24 protein-coding genes are annotated in these 26,114 nt (G+C 63.6%); 10 read left to right on the top strand and 14 right to left on the bottom strand.

The features are described from left to right. Nucleotides 1-145 precede the first annotated feature (145 nt). The 4 genes from NKH29_RS05445 to NKH29_RS05460 form a co-directional block, all read right to left on the bottom strand. Nucleotides 146-1,126 carry a 2-hydroxyacid dehydrogenase gene (locus NKH29_RS05445; protein ID WP_023718057.1) on the bottom strand — a complete coding sequence of 327 codons (981 nt, stop codon included), beginning with the start codon at nt 1,124-1,126 and terminating at the stop codon, nt 146-148. Beyond that, nucleotides 1,123-2,145 carry a LacI family DNA-binding transcriptional regulator gene (locus NKH29_RS05450; RefSeq protein WP_023676245.1) on the bottom strand — a complete coding sequence of 341 codons (1,023 nt, stop codon included), beginning with the start codon at nt 2,143-2,145 and terminating at the stop codon, nt 1,123-1,125. Before NKH29_RS05450 ends, NKH29_RS05445 begins: the two co-directional genes overlap by 4 nt. 68 nt (nt 2,146-2,213) lie before the next feature. Beyond that, the gene (locus NKH29_RS05455; RefSeq protein WP_352484377.1) at nt 2,214-3,098 is read right to left on the bottom strand and encodes a DMT family transporter; all 885 of its coding nucleotides are present in this window, start codon (nt 3,096-3,098) and stop codon (nt 2,214-2,216) included. Nucleotides 3,099-3,283: 185 nt separating this feature from the next. Beyond that, nucleotides 3,284-3,691: a DUF2000 family protein gene (locus tag NKH29_RS05460; protein ID WP_352640551.1), complete on the bottom strand. Its 408-nt coding sequence runs from the start codon at nt 3,689-3,691 to the stop codon at nt 3,284-3,286. A 51-nt stretch (nt 3,692-3,742) separates the two neighbouring features. Between NKH29_RS05460 and NKH29_RS05465 the strand changes: the two genes are divergently transcribed. After that, nucleotides 3,743-4,615 (top strand): AraC family transcriptional regulator, encoded by an 873-nt coding sequence (locus tag NKH29_RS05465; protein ID WP_023718060.1) that lies wholly within the window; start codon nt 3,743-3,745, stop codon nt 4,613-4,615. Nucleotide 4,616: 1 nt separating this feature from the next. Here NKH29_RS05465 and NKH29_RS05470 read toward each other — a convergent pair whose 3' ends face one another. Both NKH29_RS05470 and NKH29_RS05475 read right to left on the bottom strand, forming a co-directional pair. Beyond that, complete coding sequence (locus NKH29_RS05470) at nt 4,617-5,099, bottom strand: MarR family winged helix-turn-helix transcriptional regulator (protein ID WP_023718061.1); 483 nt, start codon at nt 5,097-5,099, stop codon at nt 4,617-4,619. 203 nt (nt 5,100-5,302) lie between these two features. Then, nucleotides 5,303-6,025 (bottom strand): intradiol ring-cleavage dioxygenase, encoded by a 723-nt coding sequence (locus tag NKH29_RS05475; protein ID WP_352716444.1) that lies wholly within the window; start codon nt 6,023-6,025, stop codon nt 5,303-5,305. A 186-nt stretch (nt 6,026-6,211) separates the two neighbouring features. Here NKH29_RS05475 and NKH29_RS05480 point away from each other — a divergent pair, with 186 nt between their 5' ends. Then, complete coding sequence (locus NKH29_RS05480; protein ID WP_023718063.1) at nt 6,212-7,273, top strand: CobW family GTP-binding protein; 1,062 nt, start codon at nt 6,212-6,214, stop codon at nt 7,271-7,273. Between the two features lie 153 nt (nt 7,274-7,426). Further along, entirely contained in the window at nt 7,427-8,401 is a 975-nt protein-coding gene (locus NKH29_RS05485) for a WD40 repeat domain-containing protein (RefSeq protein WP_352999170.1), read from the top strand. A 4-nt stretch (nt 8,402-8,405) separates the two neighbouring features. On the opposite strand, the gene NKH29_RS05490 is transcribed toward NKH29_RS05485, so the two are convergent. Continuing rightward, nucleotides 8,406-8,927, bottom strand: a complete 522-nt coding sequence (locus NKH29_RS05490) for a hypothetical protein (RefSeq protein ID WP_348633211.1) — start codon at nt 8,925-8,927, stop codon at nt 8,406-8,408. 89 nt (nt 8,928-9,016) lie between these two features. Between NKH29_RS05490 and NKH29_RS05495 the strand changes: the two genes are divergently transcribed. The 3 genes from NKH29_RS05495 (at nt 9,017) to NKH29_RS05505 (ending at nt 12,644) form a co-directional block, all read left to right on the top strand. Then, entirely contained in the window at nt 9,017-10,399 is a 1,383-nt protein-coding gene (locus tag NKH29_RS05495; RefSeq protein WP_023718066.1) for an aspartate aminotransferase family protein, read from the top strand. A gap of 14 nt (nt 10,400-10,413) precedes the next feature. After that, the gene (locus tag NKH29_RS05500) at nt 10,414-11,835 is read left to right on the top strand and encodes a glutamine synthetase family protein (RefSeq protein ID WP_352547943.1); all 1,422 of its coding nucleotides are present in this window, start codon (nt 10,414-10,416) and stop codon (nt 11,833-11,835) included. 86 nt (nt 11,836-11,921) lie between these two features. Then, nucleotides 11,922-12,644 (top strand): UdgX family uracil-DNA binding protein, encoded by a 723-nt coding sequence (locus NKH29_RS05505; RefSeq protein WP_280940411.1) that lies wholly within the window; start codon nt 11,922-11,924, stop codon nt 12,642-12,644. 1 nt (nt 12,645) lies between these two features. Here the strand turns inward: NKH29_RS05505 and NKH29_RS05510 are convergent, their stop codons facing one another. The 4 genes from NKH29_RS05510 to NKH29_RS05525 form a co-directional block, all read right to left on the bottom strand. Continuing rightward, complete coding sequence (locus NKH29_RS05510) at nt 12,646-13,911, bottom strand: glycerate kinase type-2 family protein (protein ID WP_352789371.1); 1,266 nt, start codon at nt 13,909-13,911, stop codon at nt 12,646-12,648. A 199-nt stretch (nt 13,912-14,110) separates the two neighbouring features. Continuing rightward, complete coding sequence (locus tag NKH29_RS05515) at nt 14,111-14,617, bottom strand: heme-degrading domain-containing protein (protein WP_352963166.1); 507 nt, start codon at nt 14,615-14,617, stop codon at nt 14,111-14,113. 75 nt (nt 14,618-14,692) lie between these two features. Further along, a complete protein-coding gene (guaD, locus tag NKH29_RS05520; RefSeq protein ID WP_352910640.1) occupies nt 14,693-16,006 on the bottom strand; it encodes a guanine deaminase in 1,314 nt (437 codons plus the stop codon). Further along, nucleotides 16,003-17,220, bottom strand: a complete 1,218-nt coding sequence (locus tag NKH29_RS05525; RefSeq protein WP_352999172.1) for a urate hydroxylase PuuD — start codon at nt 17,218-17,220, stop codon at nt 16,003-16,005. The genes guaD and NKH29_RS05525 overlap by 4 nt, the downstream gene beginning before the upstream one ends. 139 nt (nt 17,221-17,359) lie before the next feature. Between NKH29_RS05525 and NKH29_RS05530 the strand changes: the two genes are divergently transcribed. From NKH29_RS05530 to dps, 4 genes are all read left to right on the top strand, one after another. After that, nucleotides 17,360-18,280: a LysR family transcriptional regulator gene (locus NKH29_RS05530; RefSeq protein ID WP_023718073.1), complete on the top strand. Its 921-nt coding sequence runs from the start codon at nt 17,360-17,362 to the stop codon at nt 18,278-18,280. A gap of 76 nt (nt 18,281-18,356) precedes the next feature. Next, complete coding sequence (locus NKH29_RS05535; RefSeq protein ID WP_031193704.1) at nt 18,357-19,364, top strand: LLM class flavin-dependent oxidoreductase; 1,008 nt, start codon at nt 18,357-18,359, stop codon at nt 19,362-19,364. Beyond that, entirely contained in the window at nt 19,361-20,614 is a 1,254-nt protein-coding gene (locus NKH29_RS05540) for an LLM class flavin-dependent oxidoreductase (RefSeq protein ID WP_352895479.1), read from the top strand. Before NKH29_RS05535 ends, NKH29_RS05540 begins: the two co-directional genes overlap by 4 nt. Nucleotides 20,615-20,758: 144 nt before the next feature. Next, nucleotides 20,759-21,247 carry a DNA starvation/stationary phase protection protein Dps gene (gene dps, locus NKH29_RS05545; RefSeq protein ID WP_023718076.1) on the top strand — a complete coding sequence of 163 codons (489 nt, stop codon included), beginning with the start codon at nt 20,759-20,761 and terminating at the stop codon, nt 21,245-21,247. 9 nt (nt 21,248-21,256) lie between these two features. Here dps and xdhC read toward each other — a convergent pair whose 3' ends face one another. The 3 genes from xdhC to xdhA all read right to left on the bottom strand — a co-directional run bounded on the left by xdhC (nt 21,257) and on the right by xdhA (nt 26,114). Next, complete coding sequence (gene xdhC / locus NKH29_RS05550; RefSeq protein WP_352548003.1) at nt 21,257-22,219, bottom strand: xanthine dehydrogenase accessory protein XdhC; 963 nt, start codon at nt 22,217-22,219, stop codon at nt 21,257-21,259. A 62-nt stretch (nt 22,220-22,281) separates the two neighbouring features. Then, nucleotides 22,282-24,633: a xanthine dehydrogenase molybdopterin binding subunit gene (gene xdhB / locus NKH29_RS05555; RefSeq protein ID WP_352548005.1), complete on the bottom strand. Its 2,352-nt coding sequence runs from the start codon at nt 24,631-24,633 to the stop codon at nt 22,282-22,284. Continuing rightward, nucleotides 24,633-26,114, bottom strand: coding sequence for a xanthine dehydrogenase small subunit (xdhA, locus tag NKH29_RS05560; protein WP_352999174.1), 1,482 nt, complete (start codon nt 26,112-26,114; stop codon nt 24,633-24,635). Before xdhA ends, xdhB begins: the two co-directional genes overlap by 1 nt.

Genomic DNA, 26,114 nt, shown 5'->3' on the forward strand with positions numbered 1-26,114 from the left:
CCGCGCATTTCAAGCGCGCCGCGTTCGAAGAGATCAGGAGGCGCGCTTCATCTTGCTGTCATGTGCTGTCAGGCGGACAGACACTAGGAAGGGACCAGAATGATTCCGAAGGGTTAAGCTGAAGTTAATAGATATGGCAGCCCGCTTACGGCCTTGCCTTGACATTTGCCGTCTCCGGCACCGGCGTCAGTGCCTTGCGCTGCGAAAACCACGAGACCAGATTGTCGACGCATAGGTCCGCCATGGCGCGGCGGGTGTGCTGCGAGGCGGAGCCGACATGTGGCAAAAGCGAGGTGTTGGGCGCGGCAAGCAACGCCGCTGGCACATTCGGCTCGTCGGCAAAGACGTCTAGCCCGGCAGCGGCGATGCTGCCGCTGGCAAGTGCGGCGGCAAGGGCTGGCTCGTCGACCGTGCTGCCCCGGCCGATATTGACGAAGACGCCGTTCGGCCCAAGAGCCGAGAGGATTTCGGCATTGACTGCCCTTTCCGTCGCGGCCCCGCCGGGCGCCACCGAGATCAGTGTGTCGACCGCCTCGGCGAGACCTTTCAGCGTCGGGTGATAGTCATAGGACAGGCCTTCGACGCGGCGCCGGTTGTGGTAGGCGATGGGCAGCCCGAAAGCGTCGAGCCGGCGGGCAATGGCGAGGCCGATGCGGCCCATGCCAAAGATACCGACATGGCGCCCGCGCAGGGTCAGCCGGCTCAGCGGATAGTTGCCTTTGCGCAGCCAACTTCCGTCGCGCAGCCAGGCCTCGGCGCGCGGCAGTTCGCGGATGGTGTTGATCAGCAAGCCGAGCGCCGTATCGGCGACCTCTTCGGTCAGCACATCCGGGGTGTTGGTGACCATGATGCCGCGCTGTACGGCGTGGCGGACATCGACAGAATCATAGCCGACGCCGAAATTGGCGATGATCTCGAGCTTTGGCAGCGCGTCCATCAACGCGGCGCTTATGCCGCCGAAGGCGGCTATGCCGCGCACCGTACGGCGCATGTCGTCGGTGACCAGCGACGGATCGGCGCCTTCGATCCGGACGCGGCTGAACGCCCCGTCGATGCGGCCGACCGCATGGTCGTTGAACTGGCCCGGCACCAGAATGGCGACAGCTTGCTGTTCGGTTTTTGTCATGCACGTTCCACCGGTTTGCCGGTCGACTGGCGCACATGCAGTTCCGGCTTGATCAGTTCCTGCGACGGCCGCACCGTCTGTCCGTTGAGTTTGTCGAGCAGCGCGCTGGCGGCGCGGCGGCCAACCTCGCGCTGGCCGTTCCAGACCGTGGTCAGTGCCGGCGTCGCGATCGCCGCTTCCTCGAGGTCGTCATAGCCGGTAACGGAGATGTCGATGCCCGGCACCAGCCCCGCGCGCGCAATGCCGTTCATCAGGCCGATGGCGACGAGGTCGTTCCAGCAGCAGGCCGCGGTAGGCCTGTCTTTCAGCGCCAAGAACTGCCCGGCAGCCTCGAAGCCGGCCTGCTTGGTGCGCGGGCCGGCGATACGCCATGACGGCCTGACCTCGAGCCCTGCCGCCTCCATGGCGTTGACATATCCCTGATAACGGTCGCGGCCGGTCGACGTCTGGTCGGTACCGCCGATCATGGCGATGCGCTTGTGGCCAAGCGAGATCAGATGATTGGTAGCAAGCCCGGTGCCATAGGCATCGTCGCCGCGAAACACCGGCACGTCGGCACCTTCGACGGTGCGTGCAATCAGCACTGCCGGGAGACCGTTCTCCTCGGCCATGATTATGTCTTCGGGCGGCGTGCCGATGGCTGGCGACATGATGACGCCGTCAGCGCCGAGCTGCAGAAGCGTGTCGATGAAGGTGCGCTGTTTCTCGAGTTGGTCGTAGTGGTTCGACAGGATGAAGGTCTGCCGGCTGCGGTCGAGTTCGCTCTCGATCGAACGCAGTATCTCGGCAAAGAACGGGTTCATGATGTCGTGGACGACGACGCCGACAATGCCCGAGCGTGAGGTGCGAAGGCTGGCGGCGCGGCGGTTGTAGATATAGCCGATGGCGCGTGCATGTTCCTTGATACGGTCGCGGGTGCCGCCGGCGACCAGCGGGCTGTCGCGCAAGGCCAGCGAGACCGTGGCCGTGGACACGCCGAGCGCATCCGCGATGGTCGAAAGCTTGATCTTCTGTGCCAGCGCCCTGCGCTCCCGAAGCAATTTAAACTGTTTAAAGGCCGGCTCTTATGCCATCGATCCCGAGCAAATCAAAGTTTTTTTGCCAGCGCTTCCGCCTCCGCGTCCAGCGTCGCGCGGTTGTGCAAGCGAAGCCGGTGCTCGCGGTGGACGATGTAGAGGCCGCTGGCGACGATGACGGTGGCACCGACCAGCGTCCAGCGGTCGGGAAACTGGTTGAAGACGATCAGGCCGGAGATGATCATCCAGATCATCTGCGAATAGGGATAGGGAGCCAGGGCCGTGGTGGTGGCAAGGCGATAGGCCTGCACAAGAAGCCAATGGCCGATGGCGCCGAAGACGCCAAGCATCAGCAATATGAACCAGTGCCAGCCATCCTGCGGCAGCGAAAGCGAAAACGGCAGTGTCGGCAGCAGCAGCACGGCCGGCGCCAGCGCCGAAAACAGGATGAGACTTTCCGAGGTTTCCGTCGCCGACATACGGCGCGTCATGATGACGTAGAAACTGTTCGATAGCATCGAGCCGAGCGCAAAGAGATGGCCGACGCCAAAAACCCCGATGCCCGGCCGGGTGATGATGAGGACGCCGACAAAGCCGCTCATGATCGCCAGCCAGCGCCGCCAGCCGGCCCATTCGCCGAGCAACGGACCGGCAAGCGCGGTGATCACCATCGGGCCGAAGAAGTAGATCGAGGTGGTTTCCGCCAGCTGCAGCGTCCGCAGCGCCAGAATGTTGAACATGGTCGATCCGAACAGGAGCAGACCGCGCGTGAGATGCGCCGGCAGGTTGGCGGGACGAAAACGCAACGGCTCACGCCATCCGCGCAGAAAGACGCCGACAAGCAGGACATGGACCGCGAAGCGGGTCCAGGCGACGATCAGCGCCGAGACGCCAGCCAGCACAAGGTACTTGCTGCTGGTGTCGAGGAAGGTGAAAAACACATAGACGGAAAGCATGCACAGGATCGCCGCCGGCGACGTCGCGCTTTCGTCTTGTCTTGGGGGAGCATTCAATTTCAGGCCGGACGGGAAGCAAGGCAGTCCCTCACCAATGCGGGAATTGTCGCCAGCGGGCAAGCCAAAAGAGGCTGGCACACCGACAGGCGACGACAGGCTCAGTTTTGTTCCTGGTGGCCGGAGAGTCAGGTGTGCATGCGGGCACCCTTGGTGATCTTGTCGACGAGCTTCTTTTCGGCGCGAAGCGCGATGCCGACCACCTTGGCATCCTCCGGCGCAAATTCGGCAAAGACGGCACGGTTGGCCAGATCGTACCCAGTCGAAAACATTTCCTCGACATAGAGCGAAACCCTCACACCACGCTCCAGCGCCCGCCGCTGGATCGTTCCGAGCGCCTGGCCATCTGCCGAAAGCACGATGACCGGCTGGATCGATAGCGGGTTGTAGATATTGCCGGCGCGGTCACGGTAGGGCTCGCCGATGAGCTCGGGAAACTGCGCGACGATGCCGCTGGTCAGAAAGGCGGTGACGTTGAGCTTCTGCCAGACGGGAAGATCGTCCCTGAGCACGATTGCAAATTTCGTATCGAACATGCGACAGTTTCCAATCCGAAAGGGGGCCAATCCGAGGCTGCGAGTGAAGCGATGCCGCACGGTCTAGACGGGGAAGCCTTTCAGGGTCTTGGACGTTTGTGCGTGGATGCAGCCGAGAACTGCATCGTATCGGCACCCGGTACTGCCGGCATGGAACGCATCGAGGCCCGGTTCCACGGCAACGCCTTCGATCTCCATCGCCACGACACCTATGCAATCGGGGTGACGCTTTATGGCATACAGAGCTTCCGCTATCGCGGCGCGACGCATCAGAGCCTGCCTGGCCAGATCATTATCCTTCATCCCGACGAAATGCACGATGGCGGCGCCGGCACAGAAGACGGATTGCGTTACAGAATGCTGTATTTGGAGCCGTCCCTGATGCTCGATTGCCTCGGCGGCGGGTCACTGCCGTTTGTCGGGGATGCCGTGATGACAGACCGCGATTTCCGCGCGACGCTGCTTTCGGCGCTCGGGCCGCTGGATCAGGAACTGGACGAGCTGTTTGTGGTCGATTTCATGACGCAGCTGATGCAAAGCCTGGCCCGGCACGCCGGTCAGCCGGCGAAACCGATAGCGAAAACTGCGTGGCGTGCCGCCAGTCTGGCGCGCGACTATCTGGAGGAAAATGTCGCGCGGATTGTACGTTCGGATGAATTGGAGGCGATCACCGGATTGGACCGTTATGCCCTGTCGCGGCATTTCCGCGCCACCTTCTCCACCAGCCCGCACCGGTTCCTGTTGATGCGCCGGCTTCAACGAGCCCGTCGGATGATCGAATGCGACGAGCCGCTGGCGCAAATCGCCATCGCAGCCGGCTTCAGTGACCAAAGCCATTTCAATCGGCATTTCAAGAAGGCGTTCGGCGTCACACCCGGACGCTGGTCGGCACTGACGCGGCGGCCGTCAGCGGCGAACGCGTGACCTATTCAAGGATCTTGTCCTCGATATCCAGTTCGTCATCGGGGAGCACCATTTCGCCGTTCGAAAGATTCGCTTCGACACGGGCAAGCAGCTTGAACAGCGATTTCTGATCCTTCTTGTCGAGACCCTTCAATGCCTGCTTTTCGGTCTTCTTCACCGATTTCTCGATGGCGTGGATAATTTCGCGGCCGGTGTCGGTGAGGAAAATATGCGCCTGGCGGGCATCGGCGGAGGAGGCCCGCTTTTCCAGAAAACCCTGCGCCTGCAGCCGGTTGATGGTCTTGGTGATGGTCGGCGGACGCACGCCGAGGCGGCCGGCAAGATTGCCGGGCGTCTGCCCGTCCTCGCGGTCGAGCGCCAGCATGATCTGGTCCTGACCGGCATAGAAGCCATGCGCCAGAAGCCGGGCGGCGAGCGCCGTGCGCGCCAGCCGCGCCGCCGAATGCAGCCGGCTCATTGTTGCAGTCTTGTCCGCCTTGGCCATGCTCATCCCTCCTCGGCCGAACCGGTGCGGACAGCATAGAAGCAGGCCGCCGATTGGCAATGACGATCGAAAACATTCCGGCTCGGAAAATAGCTTTGCCGGCAAGCATCGCGGTGTTCGCCGTGGCTAATGCCAGATGTTTATTTCAGTTAGATGACAAACGACTTTCCGCGACGGCTGGATGGCGACGTGACGAGGTGTCCTCAACCGGCCCTCACCGCGACCACCATCAAGGCCTGATAGGCGTCCGCCATTTCCCGCAGCGCTGCCTGCGACGGCGGCCCGGCCTGCCGCGCAATGCCGTCCCGCATGTTCGATGTATCGCGTTTGCCGGGGCGATCGTTATAGGGCGCGACGGTGGCGAATATCTGCTCGCTCAAGCTGTCGGGGAAGAACATCTGGCCGGTCATTGCCGAGCGGTCGTCGGGGAAGATCTTGAAATGGATGTGGGTGGTGCGGCCGCGATACCAGCCGGGATAGATGGTGGCGAAAGAAGCGATGCCGCTTCCATCGCTTCTCTGCCAGCCGCGCAGAAAGCTCTGGCCGGACGTGTCGATATCCTGCCCGTCGCCCTGTCCGGGATAGCCGGAATAGGCGCCCTGGGCGTCGCAATGCCAGATATCGACGCGTGCGCCGGGAAGCGGCCGGCAGGCGGCGTCGACGATTTGCAGCCGCACATTGAGGGCGACGCCCTTCTTGCCCTCGGTGATATCGGCGCGTTCGAGCTTCGGGTCGAAATAGAACGGTCCTTCGGTGACCTCGGGCGTCATGGTGCAGACGCCGGCACCGGCTTCGAACAAAGCAAGCCCGGCATAGGGCGAGACCTGCCCGGCCCTTGCGCCGGCGGGCAGGAATATGCCGCCCGTGGTGACCGCTACAAGACCGAGAGCCTGCCGCCGGCTTAATGGCAAGGACTTGTCGGACATCTGGCGCCTCCTCAGTGCGAACAACCCCTCGCCCTATCTAGGCCCCACCGCCAGCCCGCGCCAATGAACGTTCGGCAATGTGAGGAAAGTTCGGCAATACCGGCCTCTTTGGCCCATCGGTTTGCCTCGTGCAAAAGCCGAGCACACATCCTATATGGAGCCGACAATCCCTATTCGAGGCACAATATGAGCGACGCACAGACGCAGATCCCCGTTACCGTCCTTACCGGCTATCTCGGCGCCGGCAAGACGACACTGCTCAACCGCATCCTTTCGGAAAACCATGGCAAGCGCTACGCCGTCATCGTCAATGAGTTCGGCGAGATCGGCATCGACAACGAGTTGATCGTGGAATCCGACGAGGAAATCTACGAGATGAACAATGGCTGCATCTGCTGCACCGTGCGCGGCGACCTGATCCGCGTCGTCGAAGGTCTGATGCGCAGGCCCGGCCGCTTCGACGCCATCGTCGTCGAGACCACAGGCCTCGCCGATCCCGTGCCGGTAGCGCAAACCTTCTTCATGGACGACGATGTGCGTTCCAAGACCAGGCTCGATGCGGTGGTGGCGCTGGTCGACGCCAAGCACCTGCCGCTGCGCCTCAAGGATTCCCGCGAGGCCGAGGACCAGATCGCCTTTGCCGATGTCGTCGTGCTCAACAAGACCGACCTGGTCACCCCCGAAGAGCTGAGCAAGGTGGAGGCGACGATCCGCGCCATCAACCCGGCGGCACGCATCCATCGCACCACACGCGCCGGCGTGGCGCTGTCCGAGGTGCTCGATCGCGGTGCGTTCGACCTGTCCCGGGCGCTGGAGAACGATCCGCACTTCCTCGAGGCGCATGACGATCACGACCATCATGATCATGATCACCATGATCACGAGGGCCATGATCATCACGATCATGACGGGCATGACCATCATCACGCGCACCCTTCCGACATCCATGATGTGACGGTGCAGTCGGTGTCGCTGCGCGGCGGCGAGATGGACCCGAAAAAGTTCTTCCCGTGGATCGAGAAGGTCACCCAAATGGAAGGCCCGAACATCCTGCGGCTGAAAGGTATCATCGCGCTGAAAGGCGATGACGAGCGCTATGTCATCCAGGGCGTGCACATGATCATCGAAGGCGACCACCAACGCGCCTGGAAGGACGGCGAGAAGCACGAGAGCCGGCTGGTGTTCATCGGCCGCGAACTCGACGCCGAGCGGCTGAAGACAAGCTTCCAGGCCTGCCACGCCGCTTGATTTAGCTGCCCTTTCCCCCTTCTCCCCTTGTGGGAGAAGGGGCGCCCGCAACGCTGGCGCTCTCTCCTCACGACGATCCGAAGCACGGGTTGAGACCCGCAGCTCAACCCCTTAAGGGTGGGGCAGCAGAAATCTCGAACGGAATGGTCTCTCATGCCGACAGTCGCCCCGCTCGATCTCGAAGGCCACTGCCTCGCCGCCGTGTTCCTTGGCGACGTGCCGCATTTCGCGCTGGCCGCCGGCACAATCCATCGGCTCGACCATGGGCACAAGACGGTGCAGGCCAATGACGGGCTGCTCGCCGCCCTTCACGATGGCGCAAACGACCGGCTGATCACCGGCGGTGAGGACGGCAAGATCTTTGCCGTGACCGCAGGCGGCAATACTGCGGAATTGGCGACCGCAGGCAAAAAATGGATCACCAGCGTGGCCGCCGGGCCGCAAGGCGCTGTTGCCTATGCTTCGGGCAAAATTGCCTATGTGCGTTTTGCTGACGGCAAGACCAGGGAATTCTCGCATCCGCGCTCGGTCGAGGGGCTGGCCTTCTCGCCCAAGGGCATGCGCTTCGGCGTTGCCCGCTACAATGGCGCGACGCTGCATTTCCCGGCCGCCGACGGCAAGCCGGTCGAGCTCGAATGGGCCGGCGCCCACACCGGCATCACGTTTTCGCCGGACGGCGGCTTCGTCGTCACCACAATGCAGGAAAACGCGCTGCATGGCTGGAAACTCGCCGACGGCAAGCACATGCGGATGTCCGGCTATCCCGGCAAGGTCAAAAGCCTGTCGTGGAGCGCCAAGGGCAAATGGCTGGCGAGTTCCGGCGCTCCGGCGGCGATCGTCTGGCCGTTTTCGGGCAAGGATGGGCCGATGGGCAAGGCGCCGCTGGAACTCGGCACGCGCGGCAGTGCGATGGTCACCTCCGTCGCCTGCCATCCGAGCCAAGATGTAGTGGCGGTAGGGTATGATGACGGCATGGTGATGGCGGTGCGCTTCGCCGACGCCAGGGAAGTGCTGCTGCGCCGGCCAGGCAAGGGCGCCATCACATCGATGATGTGGGACAAGGAAGAGCGCCGCGTCGCGTTCGGCAGCGCCGCCGGCGATTGCGGCGTCATCGACATTTCCGCCTAGCCCGTTAGTCGGCTCCGCAAGATACTTTGCCGGTCAATTCAGCCGGCTTGCCATCCTTTTCGGCATCGTCCGTTACATCATAGATTGAGAGCAAATAGCGGCCGTCATAGACGCCTTCGTCGCTGGCCTTGGTCAGGATCGCCAGTTCGACATAGTCGTAGGCGTTTTCGACCTGCCGTTCGCGATAGACGAGCAGCCGCAATTCCTTGTTGTCGAGCCAATATTGCGTGAGGTTCTGATCCTCGAACACAGTCTTGCGCAGACTGTCGCCGACTGGCCTGCCCAGAATTTCGAGCTCGCCGCGAAAATTGAAGGTCGGCCCGCCCATGCCTCTGGTGACCCCGGCATCGACCTCAAATTTGACGGCTGCATCCTCGGCGGAACACCAGATGCCGCCGGATGCCAAAGCCGCACCAACCGACGACAGCAGCGTTGCCGCGCAGATGATCGCCCGCACCATCGTGTCCCCTCCAGCCGAAGTGCCATTGGCGCCCGAAGGCGGCTCGCGGTCAAGCGCCTGTTCCATTCAAATGACCGCTGACCCAACACAGGGCAGCCGCCCGCCAATTGCGGTGGCGGATGCCGATTGTCTAAAGTGCGGCGGAGAGGGCCGCCATGAACGTCATCGACCATTCAAAGACCTCCATCGGCGGCATCGGCCCGGCCCGGATTGCCGAGTTGCGCGAGACCGAGGCAGAAGCCTTCCGCCAGGCGCGGCCGAAATCGATGGCGAAAATCGGCAATGGCCTGCCCGGCTTCTTCGGCGGCGTGCCGATGCACTGGATGAACGACTGGCCGACGCCGTTCCCGATCCTCGTTGATAAGGCCAAAGGCACCGCCATCAGAGATATCGACGGCAACCGGCTCGACGATTTCTGCCTCGGCGACACCGGCTCGATGTTCGGTCATTCGCCGCCGCCGGTCGCCCGCGCCATCCGCCGGCAGGCCGGACGCGGTCTGACCTACATGCTGCCTGCCGAGGACGCGCTCGCCATCGGCCCGCTGCTGCAACAGCGCTTCGGTCTGCCGTTGTGGCAGATCGCGACGACGGCAACCGACGCCAACCGCTTCGCGCTGCGGGTTGCCCGTGCCGTTACCGGCCGGGAGAAGATCCTGGTCTTCAACGGCTGCTATCATGGCTCGGTCGACGAGACGATGGTCCGGCTGGTCGACGGCAAAGCGGTGAACCGACCGGGACTGGCCGGCGAATTCCGCGACCTGACGCGGGCAACTGATATCGTCGAGTTCAACGATCTGCCGGCGCTTGAGGCCGCACTTCAGGGCAACGATGTCGCCTGCGTCATCGCCGAGCCGGTGCTGACCAATTCCTGCATGGTGCTGCCCGAAGCCGGCTTTCATGACGGCTTGCGGCGTCTCACCCGTGCGACCGGCACGCTGCTTCTAATCGACGAGACGCATACGATCTCGACCGGTCCCGGCGGCTATACAAGCAAATACGGGCTGGAGCCGGACCTGTTCGTGCTCGGCAAGCCGATTGCCGGCGGCATACCGGCGAGTGTGTGGGGCATGAGCGAAGGCGTTGCGGCGCGCTATGCCGCTTATATCAGCCGGAAAGAGCCCGGCTATTCCGGCATGGGGACAACGCTGTCGGCCAATCCGCTGCAATTCGCGGCGATGCGTGCCACGCTCGAAGACGTCATGACCGACGAGAACTACAGCCATATGGACCATCTGGCGCGGCGGCTCGACGCCGGGCTGACTGCCGTTATCGATCGCTATCGCCTGCCCTGGCATGTTGCTCGGGTCGGCGCCCGCGTCGAGTTCATCTGCGCGCCAGGCCCGCTGAGGAATGGCGGCGAAGCCGAGAGGGCGCATGCGCCGGAGCTCGAAGCGGCGATGCATGTCGCGCTGGTCAATCGCGGCGTGCTGATCGCACCGTTCCACAATATGATGCTGATCTCGCCGGCAACTCGCGCCGCCCAGGTGAACCGGCTGATCACCGCCTTCGGCGCGGTTGCGGCAAAGCTTACGGCATGAGACAAGCTGGCAGCATGAAACAAGCGCCCAAGCAAAGTTTGAACCTGGTCACGGCATCCCCTTCGGGCTCGACGCCCGCCGAGGCGCAGGCCTTTCTCGACGCCCATCCGGAGATCGAAGCGTTCGACATCGTGCTGACCGACGCCAATGGCGTGGGGCGCGGCAAGATCGTGCGCCGACATGAGTTGATGAGCATCTTCGAGGGCGGCCGGCACATGCCGATCTCGATCCTCGGCCTCGACATCACCGGCGAGGATGTTCACGAGACCGGGCTGATCTGGACGACCGGCGACGGCGACCTGCGGGCGTGGCCGATCCCCGGCACGCTGGTGCCGCTGTTCGGCACCCAGCCGCCGCGCGGCCAGGTGTTGATGGCGATGTACCATCTCGATGGCCAGCCGATGTCGTCCGACCCGCGGCTGGCGCTCGCCCGCCAGGTAGATATCCTCGCGGCCAAGGGCCTGCATCCGGCCGGCGCCTTCGAGCTCGAGTTCTTCCTGCTCGCCAATGAGCGCGATGCCGAAGGCAAGGTGCAGCCGGCGCATGCGGTGCTCGACGGCCGCCGCTCGGCCAAGACAGAGGTCTATTCCGTCGACCATCTGCACGGCATGGAGCCGCTGTTTTCCGACATCTATGCCGCGGCCAAGGTGCAAGGCATCCCGGCCGAGACGGTCATCTCGGAATATGCGCCCGGCCAGTACGAACTGACGCTCAATTACCGCAAGGACGTGATGCGGGCGGCCGACGATCTCGTCATGCTCAAGCGGCTGGTGCGGGCGCAGGCACGCCGTCATGGTGTCACCGCTTGCTTCATGGCCAAGCCGATCGAGAAGTATGCCGGCTCTGGCATGCATTTTCATGTCTCGCTGCTGGATGATGCCGGCAAGAACGTCTTTGCCGAAGCCGGCGGCGAAAGCTGGTCGCTTCCGCTGCTGCGCGGTCTCGGCGGACTGATCCAGACGATGGCGGAATCGATGCTGGTGTTCGCGCCGCACGCCAATTCATGGCGGCGCTTCGTATCGCAATCCTATGCGCCGGTGGCGCCGACCTGGGGCGTCAACAACCGTTCGGTGGCGCTGCGTGTGCCAGCCGGCGATGCCAAGAACCGCCGCATCGAGCACCGGCCATCGGGCGTCGACGCCAACCCTTATCTAGTCGCGGCAACGGTGCTGGCCGGCATCACTAGGGGTCTCGACGAAGGTCTTGACCCCGGCCCTGAAACCACCGGCAATGGCTACGAATCCGCCGTCACGCGCACGACGATGCCGGTCGACTGGCGTGCCGCGATCGAGGCGGCAAGGGCGTCGACCTTCCTCAAGGGCGCATTGGGCGAAGACCTGCACCGGACATTCGTGGCGATCAAGCAGTCGGAATATCTGCGCGTGGCGCGCACGGTCAGCGAACTGGATTATCACCTCTATCTGCACGAGGTTTAGGGCTTCACATCGTCGGCCATCTGCCGGTGAAGGCCCATGCGGAATAATTTCAGCGGAACCTTCGGCGGGCTTTGCTCATTGCGTGTCTGATTGCAGGAGCGAACAAGGCCGCCTTAGTCATGATCGCCAGGATGCAGACAACCCCGACGCCGCACCATGCCAAGGTGCAGTCGAGAGGCTTGCCTGCAAGCAAGTCCCCGGACACGACAGAAATCGACGCCAGGACGATTCCTGAACTGCGCGAAACGGCCAAGATCTGCCGCCGCTGTCCGCTATGGCGCGATGCCACGCAGACCGTGTTCGGTGAGGGTCCTGATAAAGCCAAGGTGATCTTCGTCGGCGAACAGCCGGGCGACCAGGAGGACCTGGCGGGCAAGCCTTTCGTCGGTCCGGCCGGGAAGGTGTTCGACGCGATCCTGGATGATGCCGGCGTCGATCGGCTGAAAGTCTACGTCACCAACGCGGTTAAGCATTTCAAGTTCGAGCCGCGCGGCAAGCGGCGCATCCACTCCAAGCCGAATGCCGGCGAGGTGCAGGCTTGCCGCTGGTGGCTGGACAAAGAGATCGATCTGATCAAGCCCAACCTGGCGGTGGCACTCGGCGCCACTGCAGCGCAGGCGCTGCTCGGCAAGGTGGTGCCGATCATGAAGATGCGCGGGGCGGTAGTGGAGCGCGACGATGGCTTGCGTGTCTTCGTCACCATCCACCCGTCCTTCATTCTGCGCATTCGCGAGCCGGCGGACAAGCGGGCCGAACGCGAGCGGTTCCTGCAGGATATGAGAGCGGTGAAAAGGCTGATGGCGGCCTGAGCTATTTGATCAATATCGCCCGGAGATCGTTGATGTTTGTGCCGGTCGGACCGGGTACGAAAAGGTCATCTACGGCATTGAATGCCGTCCAGGCGTTGTTGCCGGCAAGCATGGCCTTGGCATCGACGCCCGCCGCGCGCATCCGCGAAACTGTCGAGCCGTCGGCGAAGGCGCCGGCATTGTCTTCCGAACCGTCAATGCCGTCGGTGTCGGCGGCCAGTGCGTGCACGCCCGCCATGCCGGTGATGCCGATGGCGAAGGCGAGCAGGAATTCCGAGTTACGGCCGCCTTTGCCTTTCGCGCGCAGGGTCACCGTCGTCTCGCCGCCCGACAGGATCAGCACCGGCTTTGCAAATGGCCGGCTGCGCGTCGCCACCTCGCGCGCGATTGCGGCGTGGATGCCACCGACCTCGCGTGCCTCGCCCTCGATGGAATCGGAGAGAATGACGGCCTGAATACCTCGGCGCTTCGCTTCGGCCGCTGCTGCTTCCAGCGAGACGCCGGCCGAAGCGATCAGATGCACCTCGTTGCGGATAAAACGCGGATCGTCCGGACGTGGCGCATCGGCCGCCGGCGACTTGATATGCGCCATGACCGAAGCCGGCAGCTTCATGCCATAGGCAGCGATCGACGCCAGTGCGTCCTCACGGCTGCCTATGTCCGGCACGGTCGGACCAGAAGCGACCAGAGCCGGATTGTCGCCCGGAATGTCTGATACCACCAGCGAGACCACCTTGGCCGGATATGCGGCGGCCGCCAGCCTGCCGCCCTTGATGGTGGAAAGGTGCTTACGGATCGTGTTCATCGCGGTGATCGGCGCACCGGAGGCGAGCAGCGCCTCGTTGACGGCGATCTCATCGGCCAGCGTCAGACCTTCGGCGGGTGACGGCAGCAGCGCCGAGCCGCCGCCGGAAATGAGCGCCACGACAAGGTCGTCCGCAGTCAGTCCCTGGACTTTTTCGAGCAGCCGCCGCGAAGCTTCCAGCCCGGCGGCATCCGGCACCGGATGCGCCGCCTCGATGATCTCGATGCGCCGGCAGACCGCGCCATAGCCGTAGCGGGTGACGACCAGCCCTTCGATCGGCCCGTCCCACGCTTCCTCGAAAGCAGCCGCCATCTGCGCCGAGCCTTTTCCTGCACCGATGACGATCGTGCGGCCCTTCGGCCTTGCCGGCAAATGATTCTTGATCGTCCTCTGGGGATCGGCGGCGGCAACGGCGGCGTTGAAGATGGATATAAGGAAGGATTTCGGGTCGAGAATGGTCATACTGAGCTGCCACCGACGTTCTGCGAACTTCTGCGGCGTCTGCGCTGCCCCTCACCCTTACCCTCTCCCCGTCCAGAGACGGGGAGAGGGGGTCGCAACCCATCTATCAACTGGACACGCCAGCGTTGGAGCGCTTCCCTTCTCCCCGTCGCTACACGGGGAGAAGGTGCCGGCAGGCGGATGAGGGGCGGCGCCAACGTCACGATGTTGCTTCCGGCGGCAGGACCAACTCCTGGCTATCGACGCCCAAGTAGCTACACAGCGCATCGACGACCACGCCATGGTCCTCACGCTCCGGCAGGCCCGAGACGGCGATCACGCCGATGACACCGGCGCCCTTGACAGTGATGGGAAAGCCGCCGCCGGCCAGCACGTAGTCGACAATGTCCAGCCCCTCGCCAGGCTTGAAGCTGCGGTCGGGGCGCTGCTGCTCCAGCACCATGCGGTAGGTGCTTTTCAGGAACCGCCGCACGACGTTGATCTTGCGCCGCGCCCAGTCCGGATTGGAAGCGTTCGAGCCGGGCATTGCCGCATAGAACAGCGGCCGATCGAAGGTTCTGATATCGACGATGATCGGCAGGTTCTCGGTCAAAGCCCGGTCGCGGATCGCCGAGCCGATCTCGAAAGCGACAGCCTCGTCAAAGGCGGAGAAAACAAGCGCGGCTTCCTGTTTCTTGATCAGAGCGATGTCGTCCGCAACGGCCATGTCGTTCCCCTGTTAATCTCGTCGCACGCTTTGGCCGATGGCTGCCGTTCGGTCAAGCCGGGACGCCGGGACCAGCTAGGTCGCCATGTCCGCCTTAACTGCCCGACCGGCGACATAGACCTCGTGCACGGCGCGGTCGTCGCCTAGCGTCTGCAGCAGAAACAATTCCTCGGCGAGCGTGTCCGCCGTCTCCACCCGCAGCCGCATCGCCGGCGTGGCGCGGGCGTCGAGCACGACGATATCGGCGTCGCTGCCTTCCTCCAGAGTGCCGATCTTTTCCGCAAGCGACAAGGCCTCGGCATTGCCGCGGGTCAGTTGCCAGAATGACTGAAACGGATTGAGCTTCTCGCCATTCAGCGCGATCACCTTGTAGCCCTCGTCCATGGTGCGCAGCATCGAATAGTTGGTGCCACCGCCGACATCGGTGGCGGCGGCGATGCGGAGCGGCTTCTCGCGGCGGCGATAGCGCTGATAATCGAACAGGCCCGAGCCGAGAAACAGGTTGGAGGTCGGGCAGAACACCGCCACCGAGCCGCTATCCGAAAGCACATCCGCCTCGCGTTCCGACAGATGAATGCAGTGGCCGAACAGGCTTTTGCGGCCGAGCAGTCCATACTGCTCGTAGATGTCGGTATAGTCCCGCGTCTGCGGATACAATTGCTGCGTAAAGGCGATCTCGGCGTGGTTTTCCGACAGATGCGTCTGCATATGCAAGTGCGGATATTCGCGGCAGAGCGCGCCCGCCGTTTCCAATTGCTCGGGTGACGAGGTGATGGCGAAGCGTGGGGTGATGGCATAGTGCTGGCGCCCCTTGCCGTGCCACTCCTCGATCAGCGCCTTGCTGTCGTCATAACCCGATTGCGGCGTGTCGAGCACGCCGTCCGGCGCGTTGCGGTCCATCATCACCTTGCCGGCGATGTTGAGCATGTTGCGGTCATGCGACTCGGCAAAGAACGCCTCGGCCGATTCCTTGTGTACCGAGCAATAGGCGGCGACAGTCGTCGTGCCATGACGCAATACTTCATCCAGGAACAGCCTGGCGATACGGCGGCCATGCTGAGCGTTCTCGAATTTTGTCTCTTCCGGAAAAGTGTAGGTGTTCAGCCAGTCGAGCAGCTCGGCGCCGAAGGAAGCGATGACCTGCATCTGCGGAAAATGCGCGTGCGCATCGATAAACCCGGGCAGCAGCAGATGCGGCCGGTGGTCGATCTTTTTCGTTCCCTCGCCCGCCTTTTTCTCGACCTCGGCATAGGCGCCCGCGGCAACGATCCTACCATCGCGGAGCAGCAGGCCGCCATCTTGCTCGTAGCGCCAGGCGGAATGGTCGTCGACGGTTTCGGGCCAGCGCAAAAATGACAGCGTGCGGCCGCGCAGGAGCGTGCTGGTCATTTCCTTGCGCCTTCGAACCATGCCACCAGCAGCGCCCGTTCCTTGTCGGTGATCTGGGTGACGTTGGCGGGCGGCATGGCGTGGCTGCGGCCGGCCTGCAGGTAGATCTCGCCGGCGTGCTCGGCGATGCCGGCATCGGTGTCGAGCATCACGCCCTTCGGCGCGTGGTAGATGCCCTCGTAGGACGGCTCCGCGGCGTGGCACATCGAACAGCGGCCAAGCACCGTATCGCGCACGGCAGGGAAATGCGCCGAGGCAACGTAGACCTGGGCCGCCGCCGACGCCTTCGCCTCGCCGGTCAGCAACTTCGGCACCGTCGACAGCCAGATGATGACCAAGAACAGCACGGCCGCCGCCAGCCAGGTCCAGGTCGGATTGCCTTTGCGCGCATGCCTGGTGTTGAAATAGTGCCGGATCAGCACGCCGATGATGAACACCAGCGAGGCGATGACCCAGTTGAACTCTGTCCCGAACGCCAGCGGATAATGGTTCGACAGCATCAGGAACAAAACGGGCAGCGTCAGGTAGTTGTTGTGCAGCGAGCGCTGCTTGGCGATCTTGCCGTATTTCGGATCGGGCTTACGGCCGGCGATCAGGTCGGCGACGACGATCTTCTGGTTGGGGATGATGACCATGAAGACGTTGGCCGACATGATCGTCGCGGTGATGGCGCCAAGATGCAGGAAGGCGGCGCGGCCGGTGAACAGGTGGGTCAGTCCCCAGGCCATGAATACCAGCACCCCATACAGCACCAGCATCAGGCCGGTGTCGCTGTTGCCGAGCGGCGAACGGCACAGGAGATCGTAGACCACCCAGCCGACGCCGATCGTCGCCAGCGACAGCAAGATGCCTATAGGCACCGACATGGCAAGCACATTCGGATCGATCAGGAACAGGTCCGCCCCGGCATAATAGACCACGCACAGCATCGCGAAGCCTGACAGCCAGGTGGCGTAGGATTCCCACTTGAACCAGGTCAGGTGCTCGGGCATTTCGGCCGGTGCCACCAGATATTTCTGCACGTGGTAGAAGCCGCCGCCATGCACCTGCCATTCCTCGCCGAAAGCGCCTGCAGGCATGCCCGGGCGTTGGCGCAGGCCGAGGTCGAGCGCGACGAAATAAAAGGACGAGCCGATCCAGGCGATGCCGGTGACGACGTGCAGCCAGCGCACGGCGAAACTCAGCCAATCCCAGAATATCGCGAAATCCATCATGAAAAATCGTCCCTGCCGATCGACTGACTTTACGGACTGGAGCGCAAACGGAAAGGGCTGAGGTGCACGATGACTTTCAAAAAAAATTGGAAAATACTAGGCTGATCATACGCAGCCACATGAGAGCCCCGAAAGCCGCATGGCCTATCTCGATAACATCGCCGTTTTTGTTCGCGTCGTCGAACTCGGCAATTTGTCGGCGGCTGGGCGCGACATGCGCATTTCGCCGGCGGTCGCTTCCAACCGGATCAAGGAGCTCGAGAAGCATCTCGGTGTCAGGCTGTTCAACCGCACGACGCGGCAGTTGATGCCGACCGAGCACGGCACGGTGTTCTATTCCGGCGCCAAGCAGGTGCTCGAGGCGGTCACCGAGGCCGAAGCTGCGGTCAGCGCGTTATCCGGCCAGCCGCGCGGCACCATAAAGGTGACAGCGCCGCTCGGCCTCGGGCGGAGACTGGTGGCATCCGGCATCCCGGATTTCCACGACAGATACCCAGATATCGAGGTGCGGCTCCGGCTTTCCGACCACAATGTCGATATCATGAAGGAAGGCATCGACGTTGCGTTCCGGCTGGGCATCATCGAGGATTCCAGCCTCAGGATGCGCGGCATCATGGACTGCGAGCGAGTGCTGGTGGCGGCTCCGCAATATCTGGAGGCGCGCGGCGAGCCGAGCGAGCCGAGCGAGTTGATCGGCAAGAAGCACGATTGCCTGATGCTGCGCTATTCCGGCGCGCGCGAATATGTCTGGACCCTGCAGACGCGGAACGGGCCGCAAAAGTTCGAGGTGCACGGCCCCTACGATACCGATGACGGCGACGTGCTGACCGGCTGGGCGCTGTCCGGCCGCGGCATCATCAACAAGCCGCGCTTCGAGGTCGAGCCGTTTATCCGCGACCAGCGGCTGAAGGTGATCCTGAGCAAAACGCCGCCGACGCCGGTGCAATTCGCCGCCGTCTACCCGCATAAGAAGCTGCAGGATCCGAAGGTGCGGCTGCTGCTCGACTTCATGGCCGAGCGCTGCCAGCGGCTGATCAGGGATATTCTGGCCGGCAAATGATCGCCGGCTGGCCGGTTGCTTTCCGTCCAGCCGGCGAAGATATTTCTTATGGAATCTCACTCACCAGGGAAGACCGATGGCCAGCGGCGCCACAATGCATCTAGCCGTTTCACTAGCTCCGGAAACTGCTCCCTCCTCTCCGTCCGACGTCGTTCCGGATTTCAGTCTGCTGACGCGGTCCGTGCAAAAAGCCGAAGCGGCCGGCCTGGATATGGTGTTGCTCGCCGATTCCGCGCCGGTTGCAGGCGGACCGAACCGGCAAATGCGCTTCGAAGCAACGACCTTGCTGGCAGCGCTGGCGACGGTGACAAGCAGGATCGGTCTCATCGCCGCGGCGTCAATGGTCGCCCACCAGCCCTATAATCTCGCGCGCCGTTTCGCTTCGCTCGACATTATCAGCCATGGCCGCGCCGGCTGGAACGCCAGCATGATGCCCGACCCGCGCGAGGCGGCCAATTTCAGCCGACCGGAAGGGTTTTCCGGCGACGCATTCCGCCTGCGCGCCGAGGAATTCGTCGGCATCGTGCAAGGCTTGTGGAAAGGCTGGGACGCAGACGCGCTTCTGTTCGACAAAAGTGGCGGCCGCTTCTTCGATCCCGAGAAGATGCACCTTCTCGACCACAGGGGCGAATATTTTTCTGTGCGCGGGCCGCTCAACGTGGCGCGGTCGCCGCAGGACACGCCGGTGCTGGTCATGTCCGGCCTGTCCGAGCCCGACATGGATATCGCCGCCCGCACCGCCGATGTTGTCCTGCTAGACCAGCGATCGATCGACTGGGCTGACGATCTGAAGCGCCGTGCGCTTGCCTTCGGGCGCAGGCCGGAGGGGCTGAAGGTGCTGATGAATGTTGTCACGGATGGCGAGATGGCCGCCATGCCGGATATGTTTGCGGATAGGCTCGAAGAGTGCTTTCGCTCGAAAGCCTGCGACGGTTTCAACATCGCCGTGCCGCTCACGTCGGCGCTCGACGATTTCATCGGTCTCGTGCTGCCGGAGCTTCGCCGCCGCGGCCTTGTCCGGTCCGGCTACAGCGCGGCGACACTGCGGGCCCATCTCGGGCTTGCAGGGGAGGATCGGCAATGAGCGCCGGTCGAGGCCAGATGAAGCTCGGCGCCTTCCTATGGGCGACAGGCCACCACATCGCCGCCTGGCGCCATCCGCAGGCGCATGTCACGGCTGGCATCGACATCGATCATTACATCCAGCTGGCGCGGACGGCGGAAGCGGCGAAGTTCGACATGATCTTCTGCGAGGACGCCGCCGGTGTGCGCGAGGCCAATGTCGACATCGCCAGCCAAACGTCGCGCTCGATTGGCTTCGAGCCGATCAGCCTACTTGCGGCGCTCGCGGTGCAGACGGAGCGCATCGGCCTCGTCTCCACGGCATCGACGAGTTACAACGAGCCTTACGGGCTGGCGCGGACCTTCCTGTCGCTCGACCATCTGAGCGGCGGGCGTGCCGGCTGGAACCTTGTCACTTCGGCCAGCCAGATCGAGGCCGCCAATTTCGGCTCGACCGGTCTGCGCCCGCATGCGGACCGTTACGGGCGGGCGCGCGAATTCGCTGCCGTGGTTGCCGGCCTTTGGCGAGGCCAGGGTGGACACGAAGGCAGAAGTTTTTCGGTGCGTGACCCGCTCGATCTGCCGCGCTCGCCACAAGGTGCACCGGTCATGGTGCAAGCGGGAGCGTCGGACGAGGGTCGTGACCTCGCCGCCCGGACCGCCGACGTGGTCTTTACGGCGGCGCAGACATTCGAGGAAGCGAAGGCCTTCTACGACGACCTCAAGGGACGGCTGGCTGCCTATGGGCGCAAGCCGGACGACCTCAAGATCATGCCTGGGGTGGCGCCGGTCGTCGCGGCAAGCGAAGCGGAAGCCCGGGCAAAACATGATGAACTGCAGGAGCTGATACCGGACGATGTCGGCGTTGCGCTGCTTTCCAGCTATCTCAGCATATCCGATCTCTCGCGCTATCCCATCGACGGACCGCTGCCGCAGCTGCCGGCCAGCGAAGGCATGCAGAGCCGGCAGGCGCTCGTCATCGAGCAATCGCGCCGCGACAACCTGTCCATTCGCCAGCTTGCCCGTCATTTCGCCGGCGCGCGCGGCCATTGGCGCGTCGTCGGAACTCCGGCCCAGATCGCCGACCAGCTCGCAGCACGCTTCGAGGGCGGCGCGGCAGACGGTTTCAACGTGATGCCATCCTATTTTCCCGGCGAACTCGATGCCTTTGCCACGCTTGTCGTGCCGGAGCTGCAGCGGTGCGGTCTGTTCCGTACGGATTATGACGGCAGCACGCTGCGCGACCATCTGGGCTTGAAAAGGCCGGCGTAAACGACGAGCGGAACGAAAGTCGGAGATCGCCGTTTTGGGATGCTGTGCCGCGGCGATGAGGGCGTCTGCGCGCATGTTCGATTGACCTTCCACAAACTTCGCCCTCTTCAAACCACGCGGACGCAACCGCCACAGGAGCCGATCATGGATGCCATCGCCACCCGCAACGACCTGCAATCCAATGCCAAGAAAGAGTGTATCGATCTTCTCAACGCCCGCCTCGCCGACGCCATAGATCTGGCCTTGATCACCAAGCAGGCGCACTGGAACGTCAAGGGGCCGCAATTCATCGCCATCCATGAGATGCTCGACACGTTCCGCGAGGAGATCGACGGACATGTCGACACCATTGCCGAGCGCGCCGTACAGCTCGGCGGCACGGCGCTCGGCACATCGCAGGAGGTGTCGAAGGCGACTATGCTCGAGGCCTATCCGACCGACATCCACAAGACCCGAGATCATCTGGCGGCGCTGATCGACCGCTATGCCGCGACCGCCAAGCGGGCCCGCGCGGCGATCGACGAAGCGGCGGGAGCGGGCGACGCCGACACCGCCGACATCTTCACCGCCTATTCACGCTCGCTCGACAAATTGCTGTGGTTCCTCGAGGCACACACGCAGGAACAGGAATAGAAGGAAACGTCAGCCCGCCATCGCCTTGCCACGACGTGCTTTGGACGGAGCTGCCGGTTCTATCGCGTGGGCGGCCAACGCCGTCATGATCTCGGCTGCGGCGAGTGCGGCGATCACTTGCGGGCGCTTGTCCTTGACGGCATCGCCGCCGATCGGCGAGACGAGGCGGTCAAATTCCGCCTCGCTTCCGTCCGCCGACTTAAGGAACCAGTTCCGAAACGTCGCCTTCTTGGTTCTGGAGCCTATCATGCCGACATAGGCGGCATCCCGGCGTTTCAGCGCCTCGGCGACGATCAGGAAATCCAGCGCGTGGTCATGGGTAAGGACGACGAAGGCGGATCCAGCCGGGGCTTCGCGCACCGTCGCCTCAGGCATCGGCGTCAAACAGGTTTCGACCGTGTCTGGCATGCCCTCCAGCGCTTCGGCTCGCGTCTCGGCAATGACGACATGCACCGGCAGCAAAGCCACCGCCGAGGCCAGCGCATGGCCGACATGGCCGCCGCCGAAGATGTAGACATGCGGCAGCTGCGCCTCCTCGGCTTCCGCCGCCGCGACCAACTTGGCCTCAAGCGCGGCGTCAACCAGCCGGATCAGCACCTCGACCCTGCCGCCGCAGCACTGCCCGATCTCCGGGCCGAGCGCGACGTCGAGCGTCGCGACAGCGTTGCGGCCAGCCCCCTTCTCCCCGTAACTATACGGGGAGAAGGGGCCGGCAGGCGGATGAGGGGCGGCGCCAGCCTCGACAGATTCGCCAGAACCTGAGGCCGATCGACCAAGCATCTGCCGCGCTTTGTCGATCGCCATATATTCGAGCTGGCCGCCGCCGATCGTGCCGAAAGTGGCCGATCCTGAGACGAGCATGAAGGCACCCCTCTCGCGCGGCGTCGAGCCTTTTGTCCCGGCCACCTCAACCAAGGCGACCCGGCAGGCACCGGCAAGAAAGGCTTTCAGGCTCTGCATTTTCGCGTTCATCATTCGCGTTCCCTGTTGGGAAATATAGAGTTTTTCGGCCTGAATTGCACGTTTTCCGGGATTCAAGTGCCGGTCCTGGCTTCTCGCTTCAGCCGTTCGATCGCCATCAGCACCCGTTCCGGCGTGGCAGGCGGGTCAAGGCGCGGGCAGATCTTGTGGCCAGCAACGCTCGCCACCGCATCCGACAGCGCATGCAGCACCGACATTGCGAGCGGAAAGGGCGGCTCGCCGACCGCCTTGGAGCGGTGCACCGTCGGCTCGCCTGCTTCCGCCCAGTCGGCCAAGGTGATGTTGAAAATCTTCGGCCGGTCCGAAGCGAGCGGGATCTTGTAGGTCGACGGCGCATGGGTGCGCAGCCGCCCCTTGTCGTCCCACCACAGTTCCTCCGTGGTCAGCCAGCCCATGCCCTGGATGAAGCCGCCCTCGATCTGGCCGAGGTCGATGGCGCGGTTCAGCGAACGCCCGGTTTCGTGCAGAATATCGGTGCGCTCGACGACATATTCGCCGGTCAGCGTGTCGACCGAAACTTCCGAGCAAGCCGCGCCATAGGCGAAATAATAGAAGGGGCGACCCTCGCCCTTGTCGCGGTCCCAATGGATTTTCGGCGTCTTGTAAAAGCCAGCCGCCGAAAGCTGGATGCGCGCCATATAGGCCTGCCTGACGAGATCGGCGAAGGCGATCTCCTGGTTACCGATGCGCACCCGGTTTGGCAGGAACAGCACCTGGTCGCGCGGCACCTGGAATTTCTCGGCGGCGAAATTGGTCAGCCGGTCCTTGATCTGGCGGGCGGCGTTCTGCGCCGCCATGCCGTTGAGGTCGGAGCCGGAAGACGCGGCAGTGGCCGAGGTGTTCGGCACCTTGCCGGTCGTCGTCGCGGTGATCTTGACCTGATCGAGGTCGATCTGGAACTCTTCCGCCACAACCTGCGCCACCTTGACATAGAGGCCCTGCCCCATCTCGGTGCCGCCGTGGTTCAGGTGCACTGAACCATCGGTATAGACATGCACCAGCGCGCCGGCCTGGTTGTAATGGGTGGCGGTGAACGAGATGCCAAACTTGACCGGCGTCAGCGCCAGTCCCCGCTTGATGAAGCGGCTGTTGGCATTGAAAGCATCGATGGTGCGGCGGCGCCTTGCATAGTCGGAACTCGCCTCCAGCTCGGCGACGATGCGGTGGATGATGTTGTCCTCGACCGTCTGGTGGTAGGGCGTGATGTTGCGGTCGCTGGTGCCGTAGAAATTCTTCTTGCGGATTTCGAGCGGGTCCTTGCCGACGGCAAACGCGACTTCGTCGATGACGCGCTCGGCGCCGACCATGCCTTGCGGGCCGCCGAAGCCGCGAAAGGCGGTGTTCGATACCGTATTGGTGTAGAGCGGCGCCGATTGCGCGTGCACCGCCGGCCAGAAATAGGTGTTGTCGCAATGGAACAGCGCGCGGTCGGTGACCGGGCCGGAGAGGTCGGCCGAGAAGCCGCAGCGCGCCGCGAACATGAAATCTACGCCGAGAATATTGCCCTCATCGTCGAAGCCGACCTCGTAGTCGACGAGGAAATCGTGGCGTTTGCCGGTGGCGATCATGTCGTCGTCGCGGTCGGGCCGGATTTTCACGGCCCGATGATGTTTCTTCGCGGCGATAGCGGCCAATGCCGCAAACTGATTGCCTTGCGTTTCCTTGCCGCCGAAAGCGCCCCCCATCCGGCGGATTTCCACCGTCACCGCGTGGCTCGGAACACCGAGCGTATGGCTGACCATGTGCTGGATTTCGCTCGGGTGCTGGGTCGAGGAATAGATGGTGACGTCGTGGTCCTCGCCAGGGATGGCCAAGGCGATATGACCCTCGAGATAGAAATGCTCCTGGCCGCCGATGCGCATCTGCCCTTTCAGCCGGCGTGGCGCTGCCTTGATCGCAGCCGCTGCATCACCGCGCTTCAGGGTCAGCGGCGGCGTGACCAGCTTGTCTTTCCGGGGATCGAGCTCGCCAATATCGGCGACGAACGGCAATTCCTTGTATTCGACCTTGGCCAGCCTCGTCGCCCGGCGCGCCTGCTCGCGGGTTTCGGCGATGACGCAGAAGATCGGCTGGCCGAAGAATTGCACCTTGCCGTCGGCAAGCACCGGCTCGTCGTGGCGGCCGGTCGGCGAAATATCGTTTTCGCCGGGCACGTCGCTCGCCGTCAGCACGTCGATGACGCCGGGTGCGGCGCGGACCCCCGACAGGTCCATGCTGGTGACGGTGGCATGCGTCGCCGCCGAAAGCCCAAGACAGCCGTGCAGCGTGCCGGCCGGTTCCGGCATGTCGTCGATATAGACGGCCGTGCCACTGACATGCTTGTGCGCGGAATCATGGCGCTGATCGGTGGCGACGCCGCCGGCGATTTTTTGCGCCTTCAAGTTCGGAGTGGCGTGCTTGTTCATCATGCCGCCTCGTGCCGTGATACCTGGATCGGCGCCCGGGTGCCCATGGTTTCGGCAAAGAAGCGCAGCAGCAGGTTGCGCGCCGCCAGCGCCCGGTATTCGGCGCTTGCCCGCATGTCGGTCAGCGGGGTGAAATCGCCGCCGTACGCGGCCATCGCCGCCTCGACCGTCGCTTCCGTCCAGGGCTTGCCAAGCAATGCCTTTTCTACGCCAAAGGCGCGCTTCGGCGTTGCCGCCATGCCGCCATAGGCGATGCGTATCTCCGCCACCGTGCCGTCCGCGGCCAGCGTCAGGAAAAACGCGCCTAGCGCTGCGGTGATGTCTTCGTCGCGGCGCTTGGTGATCTTGTAGACGGCAAATTTCGTCTCGCTGCCCGGCAGCGGAACATGCACGGCCTCGACGAATTCGCCGGGCTGCCGGTCCTGTCGGCCATAGGCGATGAAAAAATCTTCGAGTGGGATCGTCCGCCGCTTGTGGCCGCGACGCAGCGTCATGCGGGCACCGAGTGCGATCAGCGGCGGCGGCGTGTCGCCAATCGGCGAACCGTTAGCGATATTGCCGCCGATGGTGCCCATGTTGCGCACCTGATCGCCGCCGATGCGGTCGAACAGCGGGCCTAGCGCCGGGATGCATTTTGCCAGCGTCGAGAAGGCTTCGCTATAGGTGACACCGGCGCCGATCGAGATGACGCCCTTGTCCTCGGACATCCCGCACAGACCATCGAGATTGCCGATGAAAACCGCCGGCGAAATATCGCGCATGTGCTTGGTCACCCAAAGGCCGACATCGGTCGAACCGGCGACGATAGTGGCGCCCGGCTCCTCGACCAGCACGCTGGCGAGATCGTCGGCATTGGCCGGCACGATCAGCCGCTTGTTGCCGGAGCCGATCTCAATGCGCGAACCGTCCTTCATCGCGTCGAGCTTGGCCGTGACTGCCTTGCGCTCGGCCGCCAACGGATCCTTTGCCGCCTTGCCGTAGCTGGAGATGGCACGTGCGGCGCGCATGATCGCCTCGTAGCCGGTGCAGCGGCAGAGATTGCCTTGCAGTGCCTTTTCGATGGCGGCGTCCGACGGCTCCGGCGACCGCATCCACAGCGCATAAAGCGACATGACGAAACCCGGCGTGCAGAAGCCGCATTGCGAGCCGTGGAAATCGATCATCGCCTGCTGCACGGGGTGCAGTTTTCCTGCGTCGCCGCGCAGATGCTCGATGGTCACGACATGCGTGCCGTCTAGCGAGCCAAGGAAGCGGATACAGGCATTGACGCTTTCATAGACCAGTGTTCCACCGGAGAGCCTGCCGACCAGCACCGTGCAGGCGCCGCAGTCGCCCTCGGCGCAACCTTCCTTGGTGCCGCGCAGCGAGCGGTCGAGCCGCAGCCAGTCGAGCAGTGTCTGGTCGGGTGCAACCGTGCCGAGCGCGACGTCCTCGCCATTGAGGATGAACCGGATTTCGTTGCGTGTCTTGATCCCGGCCAT

The sequence above is a fragment of the Mesorhizobium sp. M1295 genome (assembly GCF_040318135.1).
In the GTDB taxonomy this organism is placed as follows: domain Bacteria; phylum Pseudomonadota; class Alphaproteobacteria; order Rhizobiales; family Rhizobiaceae; genus Mesorhizobium.

Excerpts from the sequence above, each read along its gene's own strand:
- NKH29_RS05445 (WP_023718057.1), bottom strand. The coding sequence starts at position 1,126 with ATGACAAAAACCGAACAGCAAGCTGTCGCCATTCTGGTGCCGGGCCAG.
- NKH29_RS05455 (WP_352484377.1), bottom strand. The coding sequence starts at position 3,098 with ATGCTTTCCGTCTATGTGTTTTTCACCTTCCTCGACACCAGCAGCAAG.
- NKH29_RS05460 (WP_352640551.1), bottom strand. The coding sequence starts at position 3,691 with ATGTTCGATACGAAATTTGCAATCGTGCTCAGGGACGATCTTCCCGTC.
- NKH29_RS05465 (WP_023718060.1), top strand. The coding sequence starts at position 3,743 with ATGCCGCACGGTCTAGACGGGGAAGCCTTTCAGGGTCTTGGACGTTTG.
- NKH29_RS05470 (WP_023718061.1), bottom strand. The coding sequence starts at position 5,099 with ATGGCCAAGGCGGACAAGACTGCAACAATGAGCCGGCTGCATTCGGCG.
- NKH29_RS05475 (WP_352716444.1), bottom strand. The coding sequence starts at position 6,025 with ATGTCCGACAAGTCCTTGCCATTAAGCCGGCGGCAGGCTCTCGGTCTT.
- NKH29_RS05480 (WP_023718063.1), top strand. The coding sequence starts at position 6,212 with ATGAGCGACGCACAGACGCAGATCCCCGTTACCGTCCTTACCGGCTAT.
- NKH29_RS05485 (WP_352999170.1), top strand. The coding sequence starts at position 7,427 with ATGCCGACAGTCGCCCCGCTCGATCTCGAAGGCCACTGCCTCGCCGCC.
- NKH29_RS05490 (WP_348633211.1), bottom strand. The coding sequence starts at position 8,927 with ATGGAACAGGCGCTTGACCGCGAGCCGCCTTCGGGCGCCAATGGCACT.
- NKH29_RS05495 (WP_023718066.1), top strand. The coding sequence starts at position 9,017 with ATGAACGTCATCGACCATTCAAAGACCTCCATCGGCGGCATCGGCCCG.
- NKH29_RS05500 (WP_352547943.1), top strand. The coding sequence starts at position 10,414 with ATGAAACAAGCGCCCAAGCAAAGTTTGAACCTGGTCACGGCATCCCCT.
- NKH29_RS05510 (WP_352789371.1), bottom strand. The coding sequence starts at position 13,911 with ATGACCATTCTCGACCCGAAATCCTTCCTTATATCCATCTTCAACGCC.
- NKH29_RS05515 (WP_352963166.1), bottom strand. The coding sequence starts at position 14,617 with ATGGCCGTTGCGGACGACATCGCTCTGATCAAGAAACAGGAAGCCGCG.
- guaD (WP_352910640.1), bottom strand. The coding sequence starts at position 16,006 with ATGACCAGCACGCTCCTGCGCGGCCGCACGCTGTCATTTTTGCGCTGG.
- NKH29_RS05525 (WP_352999172.1), bottom strand. The coding sequence starts at position 17,220 with ATGATGGATTTCGCGATATTCTGGGATTGGCTGAGTTTCGCCGTGCGC.
- NKH29_RS05530 (WP_023718073.1), top strand. The coding sequence starts at position 17,360 with ATGGCCTATCTCGATAACATCGCCGTTTTTGTTCGCGTCGTCGAACTC.
- NKH29_RS05535 (WP_031193704.1), top strand. The coding sequence starts at position 18,357 with ATGGCCAGCGGCGCCACAATGCATCTAGCCGTTTCACTAGCTCCGGAA.
- NKH29_RS05540 (WP_352895479.1), top strand. The coding sequence starts at position 19,361 with ATGAGCGCCGGTCGAGGCCAGATGAAGCTCGGCGCCTTCCTATGGGCG.
- dps (WP_023718076.1), top strand. The coding sequence starts at position 20,759 with ATGGATGCCATCGCCACCCGCAACGACCTGCAATCCAATGCCAAGAAA.
- xdhC (WP_352548003.1), bottom strand. The coding sequence starts at position 22,219 with ATGAACGCGAAAATGCAGAGCCTGAAAGCCTTTCTTGCCGGTGCCTGC.
- xdhB (WP_352548005.1), bottom strand. The coding sequence starts at position 24,633 with ATGAACAAGCACGCCACTCCGAACTTGAAGGCGCAAAAAATCGCCGGC.
- xdhA (WP_352999174.1), bottom strand. The coding sequence starts at position 26,114 with ATGGCCGGGATCAAGACACGCAACGAAATCCGGTTCATCCTCAATGGC.